Origin of the sequence: Rhizobium sp. BIGb0125 (assembly GCF_024810055.1) — a bacterium.
GTDB lineage: Bacteria > Pseudomonadota > Alphaproteobacteria > Rhizobiales > Rhizobiaceae > Agrobacterium.
Map to the genome: position 1 here is coordinate 267,731 of NZ_JANUDV010000006.1, position 17,635 is coordinate 285,365.

At 56.2% G+C, this 17,635-nt stretch carries 15 protein-coding genes; 7 read left to right on the forward strand and 8 right to left on the reverse strand.

Going from position 1 to position 17,635, the window contains the following annotated elements:
• Positions 1 to 264: 264 nt before the first annotated feature.
• On the reverse strand, positions 265 to 873 hold the full coding sequence (locus M2418_RS18335) for a TetR/AcrR family transcriptional regulator (RefSeq protein WP_259148363.1): 609 nt from the start codon (positions 871 to 873) through the stop codon (positions 265 to 267).
• 196 nt (positions 874 to 1,069) lie between these two features.
• Between M2418_RS18335 and M2418_RS18340 the strand changes: the two genes are divergently transcribed.
• Positions 1,070 to 1,315, forward strand: a complete 246-nt coding sequence (locus M2418_RS18340; RefSeq protein WP_259148364.1) for a YiaA/YiaB family inner membrane protein — start codon at positions 1,070 to 1,072, stop codon at positions 1,313 to 1,315.
• A 93-nt stretch (positions 1,316 to 1,408) separates the two neighbouring features.
• Positions 1,409 to 4,804, forward strand: a complete 3,396-nt coding sequence (locus M2418_RS18345; RefSeq protein ID WP_259148365.1) for an acyl-[ACP]--phospholipid O-acyltransferase — start codon at positions 1,409 to 1,411, stop codon at positions 4,802 to 4,804.
• Positions 4,805 to 4,993: 189 nt separating this feature from the next.
• Here the strand turns inward: M2418_RS18345 and M2418_RS18350 are convergent, their stop codons facing one another.
• From M2418_RS18350 to M2418_RS18360, 3 genes are read right to left on the reverse strand one after another with little or no spacing between them, the layout of a single operon-like run.
• Entirely contained in the window at positions 4,994 to 6,628 is a 1,635-nt protein-coding gene (locus M2418_RS18350) for a GMC family oxidoreductase (RefSeq protein WP_259148367.1), read from the reverse strand.
• A gap of 14 nt (positions 6,629 to 6,642) precedes the next feature.
• Positions 6,643 to 7,167, reverse strand: a complete 525-nt coding sequence (locus M2418_RS18355; RefSeq protein WP_259148369.1) for a sorbitol dehydrogenase family protein — start codon at positions 7,165 to 7,167, stop codon at positions 6,643 to 6,645.
• 51 nt (positions 7,168 to 7,218) lie between these two features.
• Positions 7,219 to 8,643 (reverse strand): cytochrome c, encoded by a 1,425-nt coding sequence (locus M2418_RS18360; RefSeq protein ID WP_259148371.1) that lies wholly within the window; start codon positions 8,641 to 8,643, stop codon positions 7,219 to 7,221.
• A 291-nt stretch (positions 8,644 to 8,934) separates the two neighbouring features.
• Here M2418_RS18360 and M2418_RS18365 point away from each other — a divergent pair, with 291 nt between their 5' ends.
• Positions 8,935 to 9,852 carry a LysR family transcriptional regulator gene (locus M2418_RS18365; protein ID WP_259148373.1) on the forward strand — a complete coding sequence of 306 codons (918 nt, stop codon included), beginning with the start codon at positions 8,935 to 8,937 and terminating at the stop codon, positions 9,850 to 9,852.
• 56 nt (positions 9,853 to 9,908) lie between these two features.
• Entirely contained in the window at positions 9,909 to 10,055 is a 147-nt protein-coding gene (locus M2418_RS18370; protein ID WP_259148374.1) for a hypothetical protein, read from the forward strand.
• A 40-nt stretch (positions 10,056 to 10,095) separates the two neighbouring features.
• On the opposite strand, the gene M2418_RS18375 is transcribed toward M2418_RS18370, so the two are convergent.
• Genes M2418_RS18375 through M2418_RS18390 form a run of 4 tightly spaced genes read right to left on the reverse strand, consistent with a single transcriptional unit; the run spans position 10,096 to position 13,694 of the window.
• On the reverse strand, positions 10,096 to 10,512 hold the full coding sequence (locus M2418_RS18375) for a YbhB/YbcL family Raf kinase inhibitor-like protein (RefSeq protein WP_259148376.1): 417 nt from the start codon (positions 10,510 to 10,512) through the stop codon (positions 10,096 to 10,098).
• On the reverse strand, positions 10,499 to 11,341 hold the full coding sequence (locus tag M2418_RS18380; protein ID WP_259148378.1) for a TIGR01459 family HAD-type hydrolase: 843 nt from the start codon (positions 11,339 to 11,341) through the stop codon (positions 10,499 to 10,501). Before M2418_RS18380 ends, M2418_RS18375 begins: the two co-directional genes overlap by 14 nt.
• Complete coding sequence (locus tag M2418_RS18385) at positions 11,338 to 12,615, reverse strand: FGGY-family carbohydrate kinase (RefSeq protein ID WP_259148380.1); 1,278 nt, start codon at positions 12,613 to 12,615, stop codon at positions 11,338 to 11,340. The genes M2418_RS18380 and M2418_RS18385 overlap by 4 nt, the downstream gene beginning before the upstream one ends.
• Positions 12,612 to 13,694, reverse strand: coding sequence for a class II aldolase/adducin family protein (locus M2418_RS18390; protein WP_259148382.1), 1,083 nt, complete (start codon positions 13,692 to 13,694; stop codon positions 12,612 to 12,614). Before M2418_RS18390 ends, M2418_RS18385 begins: the two co-directional genes overlap by 4 nt.
• Before the next feature lie 192 nt (positions 13,695 to 13,886).
• Between M2418_RS18390 and M2418_RS18395 the strand changes: the two genes are divergently transcribed.
• From M2418_RS18395 to M2418_RS18405, 3 genes are read left to right on the forward strand one after another with little or no spacing between them, the layout of a single operon-like run.
• Positions 13,887 to 14,666, forward strand: a complete 780-nt coding sequence (locus M2418_RS18395; RefSeq protein ID WP_192490758.1) for a DeoR/GlpR family DNA-binding transcription regulator — start codon at positions 13,887 to 13,889, stop codon at positions 14,664 to 14,666.
• The gene (locus M2418_RS18400) at positions 14,663 to 16,066 is read left to right on the forward strand and encodes an FGGY-family carbohydrate kinase (protein ID WP_259148384.1); all 1,404 of its coding nucleotides are present in this window, start codon (positions 14,663 to 14,665) and stop codon (positions 16,064 to 16,066) included. The genes M2418_RS18395 and M2418_RS18400 overlap by 4 nt, the downstream gene beginning before the upstream one ends.
• Positions 16,063 to 17,604 (forward strand): sugar ABC transporter ATP-binding protein, encoded by a 1,542-nt coding sequence (locus M2418_RS18405; RefSeq protein WP_259148386.1) that lies wholly within the window; start codon positions 16,063 to 16,065, stop codon positions 17,602 to 17,604. Before M2418_RS18400 ends, M2418_RS18405 begins: the two co-directional genes overlap by 4 nt.
• Positions 17,605 to 17,635 lie beyond the last annotated feature (31 nt).

A 17,635-nucleotide genomic window follows, 5' to 3' on the forward strand; every position in this document is an offset into this window, starting at 1 on the left:
CGCGACTGAAGGTGTCGAACCCTGCCTTGGCTTATAGGCGATGGCGGAATGCGGTTTTCAATGTTGGGATTGTCTTCCAACCACCAGTTCTCCTGAAGGAGACGGTAAGGTAGGCGGGGAAGGGTAGCTTGATCAGGGATGAGGTGCTTTTTCATATGAACAGGCTAGACCCGGCGTTTGCAGATTTTGTGCAGACGATGAGCAGCTATTCAGGAATTTATACGGCGTGCGCCTTTGATGCCTCCGGAATAAACGCGTCGGGTGTCAGGCAATGCGTTGGGCGGCGGCACCTGCGGCAATCATCATGATGATCTCATCAAGCTCATGTCCGAGCCGTTCCGGCGGCAAGCCGACAAACCGCGCTTCCAGCGTGATGCTGATGATGCCGTGGACGGCACCAAACAGCGTGCGTGCACGCACAGCGCGATCCTCCGCACTCATATCCGGCTGCAATTCCGCCAGAGGCTCGGCAATGATGCTGAGCAAAAACAGATGCTCATCGAGATGCCACTGGGGGGCGGGTGACTCTTCAGGCGGATAATGTTCGAACAGCGCTTTCCAGAGATTGCGATTGGCCATCGCAAACTTCAGATAACCTTGCCCGAGATTGCGCAACTTGTCGGTTGGTGACTTGTCCTTGACCTCAGCCAGCGCCAATGACTGCTCGAGAGCCTTTAATGTCGTTGAATTCACATGGATGATCAGATCATTGAGATCCGTGTAGGCACTATAGAGACCACCCAGCGCACAGCCGGCATCCTGCGTGACATCACGTGCCCGCAAATTTGCCAATCCGTCGCGTTTTATGCGGTCACGCGCCGCGTCCAGCAATCGGGCCTTGAGATCTTCCCGTTTTTCTTCCCGTCGACCCATGCCAGCCACCTCGTAAAATTTCTGAACACCGTTCAAATAAATATTGAACACCGTTCATTTTTATGCGAAACAAAAATTCATGAACAACGTTCATAAACGGGAGAGGCCCAATGTTCAACCGGATCACAACAGTTTTACGTGGCCGCCTCGTCACCGCAGCCTGAACCTCATTTCAACACATCAAGGAATTAAAACCGTGAACGACAGTTTTCAGAAACATTCCTCCACCTGGGTCAGCTTTTCCTACATCTCCTTCGGTGCTGCCGCTTTCATGCTGGTGCTTGGCATCTGGATGATGCCACTTGATCTCTGGGGCAAGGGATATCTCGCCATGGGCATTCTCATGCTCGTTCAGACCACGGTCAACATGACCAAGACCCTGCGTGACAATGTTGAATCGGAAAAACTGATCGTAAAGTTCAATCGCGATAGCGACAACTAAACACTATTAACCACACCCTGGAGTTGTTTTAGCTGTCAATAATTACCTAACAACTCCATGGTTTTCCTGTCGCGATCGAAAAGGAAAGCGCCAATGCAAGACAGTCTGATTAAAACGAGGAAATTCGCGCCGCTGTTCTGGACGCAATTTCTGTCCGCGTTCAACGATAACTTCCTCAAACAGACATTGATCTTCCTCATTCTGGCGAAGATGGCTGCCGAAGGTGCGGCCCTCGTGACTCTGGCGGGCGGCATCTTCATTGTGCCTTTCCTGGCTTTGTCAGCCCTTGGCGGCGAACTTGCCGACAAACATGACAAGGCACAGATGGCGGAAAGGCTGAAGTTCGCCGAAATCGGCATCGCTGCCATCTCGGTTATTGGCATCGCCTTTTCATCGATCACTGTGCTGATGGTTGCGCTGTTCGGTTTCGGTGTCATCTCGGCACTGTTCGGACCGATCAAATACGGCATCCTGCCGGACCTTCTCGAAACAAAAGAACTGCCAAAGGCCAATGCCTGGATTGAGGGCGGCACCTTTATCGCCATCCTTACCGGTACGATCGTTGCCGCCTATGCCTTCGCCGAGGGTGACAGCGTCTGGATCTTCGGCCCGATGATGATGGTGCTGTCGCTTCTATGCTGGTTGTCGGCCCGCATGATCCCGCGTACTGGCGCACGGGCACCCTCGCTGGTCATCGACAAAAACGTGCTGCGCTCTAGCATGACACTGGTCAAGGAACTGCGTGAGGATAGTCGCGTCTGGCGTTCAGCACTGATGAATTGCTGGTTCTGGTTTGTCGGCGCCTTTGTCATGTCGATGTTGCCAATCATGGTCACCGAAATCCTTGGTGGCTCCGAACTGATCGTTCCCGCCTATCTCGCAACCTTCGCAATCTCGATTGCCGTTGGCTCGGCGATCGCCGGCTGGATGTCGGCCGGTCGTGTCGTTCTTCTGCCCGCACCTGTTGGCATCGCCATCGTTGCCCTGTTCGGTATCGATCTTGCGTGGAATCTCTGGGGTCTGCAGTCGTCAGCACATGCCGATACCATGGCCGCCTTCTTTGCCGGTCAGAACACCATTCGTGTGGCGGTCGATCTCGCTGGCATGGCCATCGGTGGTGCATTCCTCGCTGTCCCGACCTTTGCTGCCATGCAGACCTGGGCCGATGAGACACGCCGTGCCCGCGTTATTGGCGGCGCCAATGTTCTTTCAGCCCTGTTCATCACCAGTGGCCTAGCATTGGTTGCCATTCTACAGGCTATTGGCGTGTCGGTGCCAATGATCATTCTTGGCCTGTCTCTCATCAATCTCGCTGTAGCTTGGCTGATGCTGAAGTTTCTGCCAACCAACCCGTTCCGCGATTTCATCTCGATCCTGTTCCGCGCATTCATGCGACTGGAAGTTGAGGGTCTGGAGAACATTCGCAAGGCAGGTCGCGCACCGATTATCGCTCTCAACCACGTCAGTTTCCTCGATGGCGCGCTGGCGTTGGCCATCACCGAAGAAGAGCCGGTCTTTGCCGTTGACTACAAGATAGCGCAGGCCTGGTGGGTGCGCCCATTCCTGAAGATGTGCAAATTCCTGCCGCTCGACCCGACCAAGCCAATGGCGACCCGTTCGCTGATCAAAGTGGTTCAGGACGGCAATGCCATCGGCATTTTCCCCGAGGGTCGTCTAACGGTGACCGGCACTCTGATGAAGGTTTACGACGGCGCTGCCATGGTGGCCGACAAGACCGGCTCGATGGTTGTGCCTGTCCGTATCGACGGTTTGGAAAAGAGCTATTTTTCACGCCTTTCCGGCGGCCAGGTTCGTCGTCGCCTGTTCCCCAAGGTCAAAGTGACCATTCTAGAGCCGGTTCGTCTTGATGTTCCAGACGAACTGAAAGGACGCAAGCGTCGCATTGCAGCCGGTGCGGCACTCTACAAGATCATGTCAATGTTGCTGTTCAGGACGACAGATACCAACCGCACGGTTCTAGAACGCATCATCAAGACAGCGAAGGAGAAGGGTGGCAGCAAGCTTGCCGTCGAAGATCCAATCAGCGGTCCGCTATCCTATGGCAAGTTGCTGACCGGTGCTGCCGTACTCGGCGCAAAATTCAAGACCCTGTTCCCGCATGAAAAGAACCTCGGTGTCATGTTGCCGAACGCCAATGGCACAGCCGCCACCGTTCTTGGTGTCATGTCGGCAGGCAAGGTTCCGGCCATGTTGAACTTCACGGCTGGTGCCGCCAATATCCTGTCAGCCTGCAAGGCGGCGCAGGTGAAACATGTGTTGTGCTCGCGTGCATTCGTCACGCAGGGCAAGCTTGCTCCGATCATATCAGAACTGGAAAAGGACGTGACCTTTGTCTGGCTGGATGATCTGCGTAAGACCATCACCACTTTTGACAAGATCAAGGGCCTGATCCGTCGTTACAAACCGCTGGTGAAACAGACAGCGGAAGACACCGCCGTGATCCTGTTTACGTCGGGTTCGGAAGGTGCACCAAAGGGTGTGGTGCTGACTCACCGCAACATCCTGTCAAATGCAGCCCAGGCCGCGTCGCGCATCGACTTCCATTCGGGCGACAAGGTGTTCAATATTCTGCCGGTCTTCCATTCCTTTGGCCTGACCGCTGGAACCGTCCTGCCGCTGGTCGCCGGTGTCCCGGTCTATTTCTATCCGTCGCCGCTGCATTACCGCATCGTGCCGGAGCTGATCTACACGTCCAATGCCACCATCATTTTTGGCACCGACACTTTCCTCAACGGTTACGCGCGCACCGCACATCCCTATGACTTCCGTTCAATCCGCTACATCTTTTCCGGTGCTGAACCGGTCAAGGCATCGACCCGCGAAACCTATATGGAAAAATTCGGTCTGCGCATTCTGGAAGGTTACGGCGTCACTGAAACGGCGCCAGTCATTTCGCTCAACACACCAATGTTCAATCGTTCCGGCACCGTCGGCAAGATCATGCCGGGCATGGAATGGAAACTGGAACCGGTGCCCGGCATTGACGAGGGTGGGCGTCTGTTCATCCGTGGCGCCAATGTCATGGCCGGTTATCTCAGGGCCGAAAACCCCGGTGTGATCGAACCGCTGCTAGACGGCTGGCACGATACCGGTGATATCGTCACCATTGATGAGGACGGTTTTGTCACCATTCGCGGCCGTGCCAAGCGCTTTGCCAAGATAGGGGGTGAGATGGTGTCGCTGGCAGCGGTGGAAGCACTGGCAGGCCAGTTGTGGCCGGGTAGTCTTTCGGTCGTCTCATCCGTGCCAGACGCCAAAAAGGGTGAGCGTCTCATCCTGCTGACGGATGCACCCAGTGCGACGCGTGCAGCTTTTGTAAGCTTTGCGAAGTCGAAGGGCGCTATGGACATGATGGTACCCGCCGAAGTCACTATTGGCGCCGTGCCGGTCCTTGGTTCGGGCAAGGTCGACTTTGTTGCAGCGAGAAAACTCGCTTTGTCGTCGCAGCCGGATAGCAACGCGGCCTAATGTTTTAAACCGTGCGGACGGCAAGCAATATTTGGCCGTCCGTGTCCATGTCTCATCGCACATGAACGAGGGAGTGGGCGCTCGCTTAAAGCGTGTTTGGCCACTTCCGCGATGAATGCATCAAACACCGGCCGATTTGATGCCGCCGTCTCTTACCGCGGCGGCATCCTGAAACATCTGACAACGCGATCAGATTTCCTTTATCAGCTGCTCGGCAATCCGTACGCTGAGTGCTGCGCCTGTCAGCGTCGGGTTCATGCACGATGCTGATGGCATGACGCTCGTCCCGGCGATGAACATGTTTGGATGGTCGTGCGTACGACAGTCACGATCAACAACGGAATCTGTCGGGTCATCACCCATGCGGGTCGTGCCCATGACGTGCTGGCGGTTCTGCCATTTCACATCAGTGGACAGCACTTCGGCATCCAGCAGTTCGGCTATCTTGTTGAGATCCTGCAATCCGCGATCACGACCCGCATTCCAGTAGTCGGTCACGCTGTAATAGAGGACCGGGACAGGAATGCCGAGTGCATCGAACTTTGTTTTCGATGGCGTGACGCGGTTTTCGGCCAGCGGCAGCGGTTCGAAATCAATCGCCCAGTTCAAGGAACGTGCCGAGTATTTGCGGATCTGTTCATCCAGCTTGGAGCCAAGAATACCCTTTTTGATAAAACCTTCAGTCATCTGCGCGGTCGGAACAGTGTTGCGCACCTTGATCTTGTAACTGGGGTAGTCCTTGCGGAATTCGCCATCACGCTGGTTGAGATACACCAGCAGTTCGGTTGGGCCTTCACCCGGCCACATATCTTCCTTAGTCAGCATGTTCATGCTGATACCGGTATGGTCCATCAGGTTGCGACCAACCTGATCCGAGGAGTTGGCGATACCGTTTGGATATTTTTTCGATGTCGAAATCAGCAACAGCTTGGCGGATTCAATGCCATAGGCAGCCAGCACGAAATATTTTGCCGTCAGACGATGCTCGGAATTGTCGGGCTTCTTGTACCAGATGGCGGTGATCTTGCCATCGTCAGCCGCTTCGATCTTGTAGACCGGCGAGTTGTCGAGCAATTTGGCGCCGTGACGTTCCGCCTCGTCGATATGCATCGAGCCATCGTATTTTGCGCCGATCGGACAGACCGGATTGCAATTGTTGTTGCCGGCGCATATCGGACGATTGCCGTAAGGACGCGAAGCGCGACCATGGGGCTCCAGAACTGGGTTGAAGCCACCGACCAGCAGCTTTTCCGCCAACGTGTCGAACATGTAAGTGGAGTTCAACTGCTTCATCGGGAACGGCATGGAGCGTGGTGGCATAGGGCCACCGCCCTGACCACTTTCGTCCTGTCCGTCGGTGCCGGTGACGCCCAGTTCCAGTTCGGCCTTGTTGTAATATTGTTCTAGATCGTCATAGGCAATCGGCCAGTCACGACCGCGGCCGTAAAGGCTCTGGATCTTGAAGTCGTTGGGTATCATGCGCCACAGCGCCGAGCCGAAATGCCAGGTCGTGCCACCGACCACACGCAGATAGGAGGTGTTGTATTTGACCGGCCCCTCATACTGCAGATAGTCACCATAGGTGGATGGCGCCCACGGCATGCTTGGAAAGGGAGAGCCCGCACCTTGCAGCTTGGCGTTGGCGAGCGACAGTTTGACCGGCGCATTACGGTAGGTCTCGACGATTTCGCGGCGGTTGACGCGGGGACCAGCCTCCAGCACGATCACCTTCTTGCCCGCCTTGGCGAGATTGGCGGCGACAATGCCGCCCATTACGCCAGAGCCGATAACGATCAGGTCGGCATCATAGGATGTGTTTGCCATTTCAAGTGTTCCTGTCAGATCTTGCTGCCGGGCTTAGGTCCCCAGGCATTGGGGCCTGGACCATAAGACGGAATGGTGAGAAGGCCCTTGGTCGGGCGGTACATCAGGGAATCGGCATATGTGATAAGCTCGGCATCTTCCGGCTCGCCAACCACACCGAGATACCACGCGGAAACGATCTTGGTTGCAGTCTTCATCAACGCGGGGTCGGTGCCGGAAAGGGCGAGAAAACCATCCATATTCAACACGCCGGATTGTTTGATGAGGTTTGACAATGCCGCCATGTTTGCATCCAGCTCGGCATCACGTTTTTTCAGTGCGGCCAGAAAACGGCCGCCGATAACCGGATCGAGTGTGTAGCCGGTCAGGAACTCTGACAGCTGTGTAAAGGACGTGACAGCGTCATCTGTGGCAGCGGCCGAAAGTGGGCCAGTCAGGTCGGCAAATACCGCTAGACCGGCAATTGCGACAGTGGTACGCAGGAAGCCGCGACGTGAGACATGTCCTGTGGCAGACGGGGAAAAATTATCGAGAGGCATCAGGATCTCCGAGGGCGCTGTAATGCAAAAAGGAAGGGAAGGTCTTAAGCCTTAAGAGGCAGGCGAACGACGACGTCGGATCAACAGCCAGGAGATCAACCCGACCACAAAGACACCACCAGCAATTACTGCCGGAGCAGCAAGCGGCGCGAGCCTGACAATCAACGGCTTTTCGCCACCCTCACGAACAAGAGCGACATCTGCAGCACTGACCTTGACGGCGGGATTGCCGTAATTGGTCAGAACATAATTGCTGACATCGGCAATATCTTCGTCAGACAGACGATCCGTGTAGGAGGCATCAGGTCCAAAAGCCGGCATGAAGGCAACGTTGTCGCCAACTGTGCGATGGACGCCGTAAAGGACTGTTGCAATCAGATTGTCGGCTCGGTGCGCAGCAGTTGCGGTATTTTTAAACAGCGATGGGTAGTGCAGGTTACCCTGGCCTTCCGGCTGATGGCAGGAAGCGCAGCTGCCACTGAAAATATGGAAACCGTTTTCGTTCGGCTCCTGTCCAGGCAGTCCACGCAGCGATGCTTCGATTTCTGTCGACGGCTTGCCGAGATCGGCACGCGATTGTTCGTCGCCGGACGCACTGGCGGGCACATCCCTCAGATAGGTGACGATGGCCTTAAGGTCTTCGTCAGGCAGGTGCTGCAGGCTGTTCTCAACAGCTTCGGCCATAGGCCCGGCGGCCTGTGCCTTGCCGGGGACATTGCCGGTCTTGAGATACTGTACAAGGTCCGCATCCGACCAGCCGCCAATGCCGGCCACCTTGTCAGAGGTGATGTTTGGCGCAAACCACGGACCGATCGCTCCGCCAGCCAAAGGCAGGCTGCCGTCTTCGGCCATAAAACCATTTCGCGGTGTATGGCAGGTTCCACAGTGCTCAAGTGCCTCGGCGAGATAGACGCCGTGGTTCCATTCCGCTGACTTAGCCGGGTTAGGTTCAAACCGCGTCTTGTCGAGGAACAACATGTTCCACACGGCCATCGATGTGCGGATGGAGAACGGGAAGGGCAGTTCGGTCTGCTGCGGCTTATGGTCATCCGCTTTCACCTCATTCATGAAATAAGCGTAGAGCGCCTTCATGTCTTCATCGGTGATCTTGGCATAGGCCGTATAGGGCATGGCCGGATAAAGATGGCTGCCATCCTTGGCGACACCGTCACGCACGGCGCGCGCGAATTCCTCCTCGCTGTAATTGCCGATGCCATCCGCTTTTGACGGTGTGATATTGGTCGAGAAAATCTTGCCAAGCGGTGTGTCGATGCCATAGCCACCGGCAAAAGGCGTTCCGCCATGCGGTGCGGTATGACAGGCAGCACAGTCGGCAGCAGTCGCCAGATAACGACCACGCGCAATGAGGTCGGAAGAGGCGCTGTTGGTGTCTTCCGCAAGCGCTAGACCGGACGTAGCGGCCAGCGCGGTCAGACAGAGAAATATGGGTGACAAGGCGGGAAGAAGCTTGGGCATAAACAACGTGCTTTCATCAAGCATGAACGATAAGTGCCAAACCGTGCTTCTCCTCCCACGAGCAAGGCCGATACGTGTCGCCGCGGCCCAGATAGCAACATCGCGGAAAACACCAGTCTTTCCGAAGCAATTCTTGCGCGAAAACGCTTAATTGGATAATTCCTTACGAAATATCAGCGTGTCGATGTGTCGCGGGTACGACTTGACGAGTGTCATAACGCCGCCCTCGCCATCTTGACTAGGCAGTTTTTTCTATAATCAGATTTCACCATACGTGAAAGGTTGGATGCGATGAAATTTGATCTGACGGACCTTCGTATCTTCCTGTCAGCAGTTGAAGGCGGTAGCCTGACAGCTGCGGCAGCGAAGAACAATATTGTTGTGGCAGCGGTGAGTGCCCGGCTAAAAAAGCTGGAAGAATCATTCGACCTGCCCCTGCTAGAACGCACGGGAAGAGGTATTCGCCCGACACTTGCCGGAGACATGCTGACGCGGCATGCCAGACAGGTTTTAAGCAGCGCACAGCGCATCGAGATCGAACTGAGCAATTTCTCGCACGGGCGCAGCGGTAATATCCGTTTCCTCTCAAACACAAATATGCTGGCAGAACATCTGCCAGCAGTCATGGGGCGATTTCTGGCCGAACATCCTGACATCAGCATCTCAGTTGCCGATAAACCAAGCCTCGAAGTGGTGGCGCTGCTGAGAAACGGCGAGGCTGATATTGGCATCGTTGCGGCATCTGCCGACATGAACGGTTTGGAGCGATGGCGTTTTGTGCCCGACAGACTGGTGCTGGTTGTGCCAAAGGATCACGCGCTGCTGGACGCCACCGATTTTTCACGCGTACTCAGCGAGCGCATGATTACCCTGCAGCAAAAGGTCGCCTTGTCACAGTTCCTGCGAAGGCGAGCCATCGAGCTTGGACGAGATGTCGATATTCGCATGCGCATGGATGGGTTTGAGGGCGTCTGCGCCATGGTCGCGCAAGGGGCAGGCGTTGCAATCGTGCCGGAAAGCGCTGCCCTCCGTTATGGTCGCTTCATGGATTTTCGCATCGTGCAAATTCGCGACGATTGGGCCGACCGCGAACTTTATCTATGCGTTCGAAAGGAAGAACATCTTCCCCACCATGGAAAGAAGTTTCTGGCCCATTTGCTGTCTTATGTCAGCGAAGCATCCGCATCACCCTTGCCCTGTCAGGATTGATATTCTGGGGTGTCTATCATCTGATAGGCCTCGACGGTCAGGGAAGCCTTTTCTCGTTGAGTGGCGATGACGCAACGATCATCGGCGGGTTTGTCGTAGGGCTGGTTCTGCTGCAGGTACTTGTTATTCGTTTCGGCATTGGCATGGGGCTGAAACAGGCCGCCAAATTACAGGCGCAGAAACTTGCCAAAAGCGGGTCCTGACAGCCGCATAAGGAACTCGGCTGTCAGGCGGTCATATCGCCTATCTGTTATAGACGGCCGTGATGCGAGCGCTTTCAATGCTGTTGGCGTGAACCATAAATCCGGTCAACGCATTGCTTGGATTCTCCGGCAGATCAAGCTTGTAGACCGACAGGGCGTGGACCGTGAAAATGTAGCGGTGAACTTCACCCGGTGGCGGGCAAGTGCCGCCGAAACCGGCAACGCCGTAATCATTGCTGATTTGCGTGGCACCCGCTGGCATCTTGCCGTTGGCGCTGGCATTGAGCTCAAGGGAAGTTGCCGTGGCCGGGATATTCACGACATTCCAGTGCCACCAGCCTAAACCGGTTGGCGCATCCGGATCATAAGCCGTGATCGCAAAGCTTTTTGTACCTTGCGGTTTGTCGTAACTGCAATGACAGCGGGACAGACCGTGTCTGGCGTCATCCAAAGACAAAGCGTTGCATTAAGAAATCTGGCCGGGCGGAGTGTTTTTCCGAGATCGCATTCAATTCAGGTTCGGTACTGCGCTCCAGTATACCGGTGCGCACAAGGCAGGAACTCAGGCCTGCGCCTGCAGCACCTGCGATGTCATGCTCGATACTGTCGCCAATACAGATGATGCGATCTGAGGCGACGCCACCCAACAGAGACTGCGCCTTCTGGTAGATTGCCGGATAGGGTTTTCCAAACCAGCGCACGACACCGCCAAGCTCCTGATAGGTTAGCGCAATACTGCCTGCACCGGGTGCCGTGCCACCGCCCTTGGCAAGCTTGTGCCGGTCAGGATTGGTGCAATAACAGGGCACACCACGGCGCGCTGCCGGTTCCAGCCGCTCTCGATATAGGGAGAGCGGAATTCGTTCAGCCTCGCTACCGGAGATGATCACCACATCGGCCAGCGCCGCATCGTCAACGCTTTTAAAACCGAGGGAATCAGCCAGATTGCGGTCGTCGCCGCTCGATATCGTCAGGCAACGCGTCGTGCTTTTCCCTGCCGTTTCCTCTGCCAGAATATCATGGGCAACATCGCCTGAAGTCAGAAAGCGATCGAAACCGGAACGGTCAAAGCCGAGCTTCACAAGGCGGTCGGCATTGTAGTCACCGCTTCGGCCAGAGTTGGAGAGGATAATGATGGATTTTCCCAAAGCCTTCAGTCGCACCAACGCGTCATTGGCGCCAGGGTAAGCCCGCTCGTCATCCCGTAACACACCGAACTGGTCGACGAGAAAGGCGTCATATCGTTCAGCCAGATCAGCCAGCGTCGTCCATGGAGGAAGGCTCATGACCATCGTGCCTTTCCGGCCAGCGCCAAGGAGGCAGTGCCGACAGCCGCCTCGGCTGACCGCGCGGCAAGCAAAGGCACACCGAGCGCCTTTTGGCGCATGTTTGTCCAAGCGGGATTGGCAGCTCCGCCGCCGACACTGCGCACAGATTGAAGTTTCGGACCGCCAAGTTCGACCAAACGGTCGTACCCCGATTTTTCGATCGAAGTGATACCTTCCAGAATTGCCTGGAAAAACACTATCTCATCGGCCGGGCGAGGTTCCAGACGCGGCGGATAGGACGGATCGTTGATGGGAAAACGTTCGCCGGGCTTGTTCAGCGGGTAATAATCAAGGCCGGTCGGCTTATCTGGCTGCAGAAGCGGCGTCATGAACTTTAACTGTTGGGCGTCAAAGAAGCTGCCGATAACCGCCCCTCCGGAATTCGAGGCTCCGCCGGCGAGCCAGAAGTCCAGAATGCGGTGCGAATAAATGCCATAATCAGCAGCATCGATCGGATTGGCTGAGGCCAACTTGATAACCAGTGTCGAACCAAGAGCGGTAACACCGTCACCAATTGCCGATGCGCCGGTTGCGAGAAATGACGCGCAGCCATCCGTCGTTCCGGCATGATAACGGCAAGTCGCGGGAATGCCGAACAAGCGAGTTGCGGCACCGATTTCCGAAATAGGAGCGCCAGCACGTTTGACCTCGGGCAGCAATGCGATATCCATGCCACAGGCATCCAGCCAATCCGGCCAACGCTCGTTGACGAGATCATATCCGGTTTTCAGCGCATTGTTTTCGTCACTGGTTGCTGCCGACACGCCAAGCTTAAGCAAAATCCAGTCGGCCTGATGGACGACTTTGCTTACACCGGGTTGGCGTGACAGATGAATAGCACGGGCCAGTGCGGAGGTTGCACCCCGAGCGGGGCTGTTGGTTGGGGCTTCTGACGCGATCTTCTCGACAATCCCAAGGTCGGGGCAGGGGTCGTTATACATCAACGCGTCGCCAACCGGCTCACCGCTGGCATCCAGCGCCACCACAGTACCTGAGGTGCCATCAACCGCTACGCCTTCAATTTCCTTGAACGGCAGGCGAGCGGAAAGTTCTGCCAGACAGGATTGTACCCCGGCCCACCACACGGAGGGCAAACGCCCCGCTGCTGCATTTGGAAATGAAAATGCAGCCATATCCAAAAGAGTGCCATCGTCCGCAAGCGCCGCAGCACGAACCCCTGAGGTGCCGAGATCAATGCCCAGCGCTTTGGCTGGTTTTGCCGTCGCAGTCATGTGCGCTGACTCGCCTTGCGATCCAGAGCCTGACGGTATTGTTCGGCTTCCCAATGGGTCAGTTCATATTCCTGATCCGGCCCGAGATAGACAACGGGTGCATCTTCTGGAATGCGAGCAACGACTTCGGCAAGGCACCGCGCCATGACGCGACCACCATCCGTCAACTCATTTGCCAAGAGGACGCCGACATCTGGAGCGATAAGCATTTTCGGTACTGTCCGATTTTGCGCCAAACGTGCTTCACAATAGGCTTTTGCCGTCTGCCCCTTGGCAAGGACACCAATTTCCGTACCCAGGAAAATGACGTGATCCGGATAAAGAGACCCACTGGTCGCCAGCTTGATGCTCGAGGGATCAAGGGCTATCTTGTGGCTGCCGCGATCTTCTGCAGCATGGAAATTCGAACCCGCCGCTCGCGCTGTCAAAGCTGCGACATCGACCTCTGCGACAGGGCGTTCCAGCATCGTCAAGGCCTCCGTGACGCGGGTTATGCGATGGCGCACCTGTTCCACGGTCTTACCCGTAACGATAATCCCGTGATTGTAGAGGATGAGAACGTCCGGCCGGTTTGCGGCAACCAATTCGATTTCCCGGGCAAGCGGTGTGCCGGGGCGACGATAGGGAATGGTTGCCCAGGTCAAATCCGTCAGCTTTTCCATGCGCTCAGCGATCCGTTTTTCACGATCTTCCAAGACGGACAGCGCGATTGCATTGACGCAATGATAATGCGCCACCACCGTTTGCGGCAATGCCGCATGAAAGCTCGCCTCGATTGAGGGGCGCAGCCCCGACGCATTCAGGTCGGAGATGATGAAATCTGTTGCTTTTTCGGCACTGGGATCCCGTGCCCTGAGCGCGTCCACCAGCGGAGCGACCTCAAGAGGCACCATGATGTCGCGTGTTCCGGCATGGGCAAGCCATGTGCCCGACGCCTTAACCCACATCATGCCGTCGTGCTTGATGGACGTGTTGCCCCCGGCGCCCTGTGTTTTCAGCACATCACTGCCGATCTGCCGCGAAAGATCGAGAAATGCCTCGAAGCCTGGAATGTCCTGCGTCCGATTGCCCGAAGTCATACCGGCCTCCTCCTATGCCGTAGCGTCGCATCATCGTCGTTTAATGACAATTATGAGCGAACTTTTCTGCAAAAGGTATTTTCATGATCACAAAACGTCAATAGTGAATAATTTTCGTCACAACTATTGATTAGGCAGATTGATTATGATTATCTTCATTCATCGGCGAGGGAGACGCCGGGAGGAAACGTCTTGAACGACACCGAACGCCATAAAGCCATTACTGACCTTTTGCGCGAGACACCGTTCGCTTCGGTACGGGATCTGCAGGAGCAACTCGGCGTTTCTCCAGCTACAATCCGTCGTGATATCGACAAGCTGCATGAGCTTGGCCGTGCACGCAAAGTTTATGGCGGTATTTCTGCGATGGAGCCGGGTGACAGCGTCCGCCTCTCAGCACGCCCCTATGACGAAAATCGTGACATTGCCGTCGAGGCAAAACGGGCCATTGCAGCCATGGCTGCTGATCTGGTGCGCGATGGCGATTCCATCATCGTGCATGCGGGTTCGACCTGCTACCAGCTTGGTATTCTACTGGCGCAGCGCAATCTGCGGCTCTGGACCAACTCCATGCCGCTTGCAGCCTATCTCGGCGAACATGGCACCTGCCAGCTTTCACTTGCAGGCGGCGACCTATACCGCGAACCGGGCATCATCCATGATCCGACAGCCGGCTCCCCGGGCTTTTTTGCCTCACGTTTCTTTGTGGGCACGCAGGGCATCAGCGGCAAGGGGCTGCTTGAATCCCATCCCCTGCTGGTCAAGGTGATTGGAGAACTTGCAGCCTGTGCTGACGAGATTGTTCTTCTGGCTGACAGCCGCAAATTTTCCATTCAGCCACGCAATGCCGTGCTACCGCTGTCGCGCATCGGCACCATCATCACCGACGACGGCTTGACGGACACTGCCTCGAAAATGCTGGAAGATGCTGGCGTCAGCATCATGATCGCCAAGGTGGGAGGTGCAACATGAGCGCCAATCCTCTTGCAGTCTTTGATCTCGGCAAGACCAATTCAAAACTTTTCGTCGTATCGGCGGATGGTCAGGTGATTGACGAGGCCCGCACGCGTCCCATCTGGCGCGAGCAGGATGACCTGCGTACACTGGATGACGATGCACTTTTCGACTGGATGAAGGGTGAGCTTGCCCGTGTCGTTGACGCGCATGGCGTCGACCGCATCACCTTTTCCGGCCATGGCTGCACATTTGCACTGACGCGCGGCGACCAGCTGGTTCACGCCATTCTCGACTATGAACAGGAACCACCTGCCGATATCGCCGCACGGATCGATGCGATGGCACCGGATTTCAGCGAAACCTTTTCGCCGCCGCTGCCGCTTGGTTTCAATTATGGACGACATCTGCTCTGGCTTGATGCCCGTGATCCGGCACTGATCGCCGAGGCAGAGGCCATTCTGTGTTACCCGCAATTCTGGAGCTGGAAATTTTCCGGTCGTACAGTGAGCGAAGTCTCTTATCTCGGCTGCCATTCCAATCTGTGGGCACCGTTGAAAGACGATTTCAGCAGCCTCGTTGACCGCATGGATTGGCGGAAAAAAATGCCTGAATTTGCAAGCGCAGGCAGTGTCATAGGAACATATGCTGTGCGGTTGGAAGACGGCCGCACCGTTGACGTTGCCGTGCATAATGGCGTGCATGACAGCAATAGCGCGCTTTATTTTTACCGCTCGCTTGGCTTCTCCGATTTCACGTTGGTTTCAACCGGCACCTGGGTCATCATCTTCAATCCGGCAAGCCCGCTGGAAACACTGGATGCCAAGCGCGACATGCTGGCAAATGTCACCGTCGATCACCAACCGGTCGCCACGATCCGCTTCATGGGTGGCCGCGAATACGATGTTGCCAGCGGCGGGTGGACGAAGCCTGTATCGGCCGAAGCCGTTGCGTCTGTTATCGCCAAAAAGGCGTTTGCTTTGCCATCCTTTGCGCCGGGCGGTCCCATGCCCGGCCAAACCGGCCACTTCATTGGCCCCGCGGTGGATGGCGAAGAGCGCGCCGCCGTTGCCATGCTCTATGTCGCCCTGATGACCGACCTGTCACTCGACCTCATTGGTTCGAAGAACACGATTGTCATTGATGGCGGTCTGGTCAAAACAGGGCTTTATGCCTCGGTTCTTGCAGACCTCAGACCGGATCAGACCGTGCACACCAGTGCCAACCCTGAGGGGAGTGCCTTTGGTGCGGCTGCTCTCGTCTTTGATGCAGGTGGCCACAATCCTTTCGTCAATGATTGCGCCACGGCAACTGCGGCGACCATAGCCGGACTTGAGGACTATCGCCTTAGATGGCGTCAGCATGTCGATGCCCTGACAGGCCAAACGCAAGACGATTTAAAGGAGAAGTGCGCATGACCTTGACGGCAAGCCAGCAGCACCCGCTCCTTGAAATGCGCGAGATCAGCAAGACATTCGGCGCCTCAAAAGCCCTGTCCCAAGTCAGCCTGACCGTACATGCCGGTGAAGTCCATTCACTGATGGGCGAAAACGGTGCTGGCAAATCGACCTTGATGAAAATCCTGTCCGGCGCCTATACGGCTGATCCCGGTGGGTCGGTGCTGATCGATGGAGCGCCCGCCTTGCTTGGTGATCCACAGAGGGCCAAGGCACTAGGCATTGCCGTTATCTATCAGGAACTTTCACTCGCACCCAACCTAACCGTTGCGCAAAACATGTTCCTCGGTAACGAGCCTTCCCGCTTCGGTGTTGCAGACCGGGCAGAGATGCGCCGTCGCGCAGAACCCATCCTGCAGCAACTCGGTATTGGTTTCGGCCCAGGGCGGCGCGTGGCCGAACTCTCACTTGGCGAACGGCAAATGGTGGAGATTGCCCGGGCGCTGACGACCAATGCGCGTATCATTGTGATGGACGAGCCAACGACCTCCCTGACAACACGCGAGACCGACCGGCTATTTGACGTAATTGCCCGCCTGAAGGCGAAGGGCATCGCGATCATCTATATCAGCCACCGCATGGAAGAGATCTATCAGCTCTCGGACCGGGTGAGTGTGCTGCGTGACGGCGCCTATGTCGGCACCCTGGAACGAACCGAACTGTCGGCAAACAAGCTTGTGTCGATGATGGTCGGGCGCGATCTGTCTTCTTTCTACAAAAAAGAGCACCGGCAAGTGACGGGCGAACGCGCTGCTGTCCTGTCGGTAAACAATGTCGGCGACGGCGTCAGAGTGCATGACTGCTCTTTTGATGTGCGTGCCGGTGAAGTGCTTGGTGTTGCCGGGCTAGTTGGATCAGGCCGGACAGAACTTGCCCGCCTCGTTTATGGTGCCGACCACAAGACAACAGGCAGCATTACGCTCAACGGCAAACCGGTCGCCATCACATCACCGCGCGCTGCGCTCGATACTGGTATTGCCTATCTCACAGAAGACCGCAAATCGCTCGGGCTGTTCCTCGACATGTCGATCAGCGATAACATCAATATCGGCGTCATTGCGGGTGATGCCAAGTCCGGTGGCGTACTCAATTTTTCGAAGGCGAGGGAACGGGCCGCCCATGCGGTAAAATCCCTGTCGATCCGCACCGCCGGTACGCAGATCAATGTCGGCGCCCTCTCGGGCGGCAACCAGCAAAAGGCACTGCTTGCGCGCCTGCTGGAGACAAAACCGAAGGTCATCATTCTGGATGAACCGACCCGTGGCGTGGATGTCGGCGCGAAATCGGAGATCTACAGGATCATTGATGAGCTTGCCCAGAACGGCATCGCCATCGTCGCCATATCAAGCGATTTGCCTGAAATCCTCGGCATTGCTGACCGAGTGCTGGTCATGCGTGAAGGCCGCATCGCCGGCGAGGTCACCGGATCACCGGAAGAACCGATCGGACAGGAAGCGATCATGGCACTGGCAACCGGCACGGCCGGCCACGCAGCCTGACAACGACAACAGAAAAAGAAGTGGGAGCGGA

Coding starts and splice junctions, on each gene's coding strand:
- M2418_RS18335 (WP_259148363.1), bottom strand. CDS start 873: ATGGGTCGACGGGAAGAAAAACGGGAAGATCTCAAGGCCCGATTGCTG.
- M2418_RS18345 (WP_259148365.1), top strand. CDS start 1,409: ATGCAAGACAGTCTGATTAAAACGAGGAAATTCGCGCCGCTGTTCTGG.
- M2418_RS18350 (WP_259148367.1), bottom strand. CDS start 6,628: ATGGCAAACACATCCTATGATGCCGACCTGATCGTTATCGGCTCTGGC.
- M2418_RS18355 (WP_259148369.1), bottom strand. CDS start 7,167: ATGCCTCTCGATAATTTTTCCCCGTCTGCCACAGGACATGTCTCACGT.
- M2418_RS18360 (WP_259148371.1), bottom strand. CDS start 8,643: ATGCCCAAGCTTCTTCCCGCCTTGTCACCCATATTTCTCTGTCTGACC.
- M2418_RS18365 (WP_259148373.1), top strand. CDS start 8,935: ATGAAATTTGATCTGACGGACCTTCGTATCTTCCTGTCAGCAGTTGAA.
- M2418_RS18380 (WP_259148378.1), bottom strand. CDS start 11,341: ATGAGCCTTCCTCCATGGACGACGCTGGCTGATCTGGCTGAACGATAT.
- M2418_RS18385 (WP_259148380.1), bottom strand. CDS start 12,615: ATGACTGCGACGGCAAAACCAGCCAAAGCGCTGGGCATTGATCTCGGC.
- M2418_RS18390 (WP_259148382.1), bottom strand. CDS start 13,694: ATGACTTCGGGCAATCGGACGCAGGACATTCCAGGCTTCGAGGCATTT.
- M2418_RS18400 (WP_259148384.1), top strand. CDS start 14,663: ATGAGCGCCAATCCTCTTGCAGTCTTTGATCTCGGCAAGACCAATTCA.
- M2418_RS18405 (WP_259148386.1), top strand. CDS start 16,063: ATGACCTTGACGGCAAGCCAGCAGCACCCGCTCCTTGAAATGCGCGAG.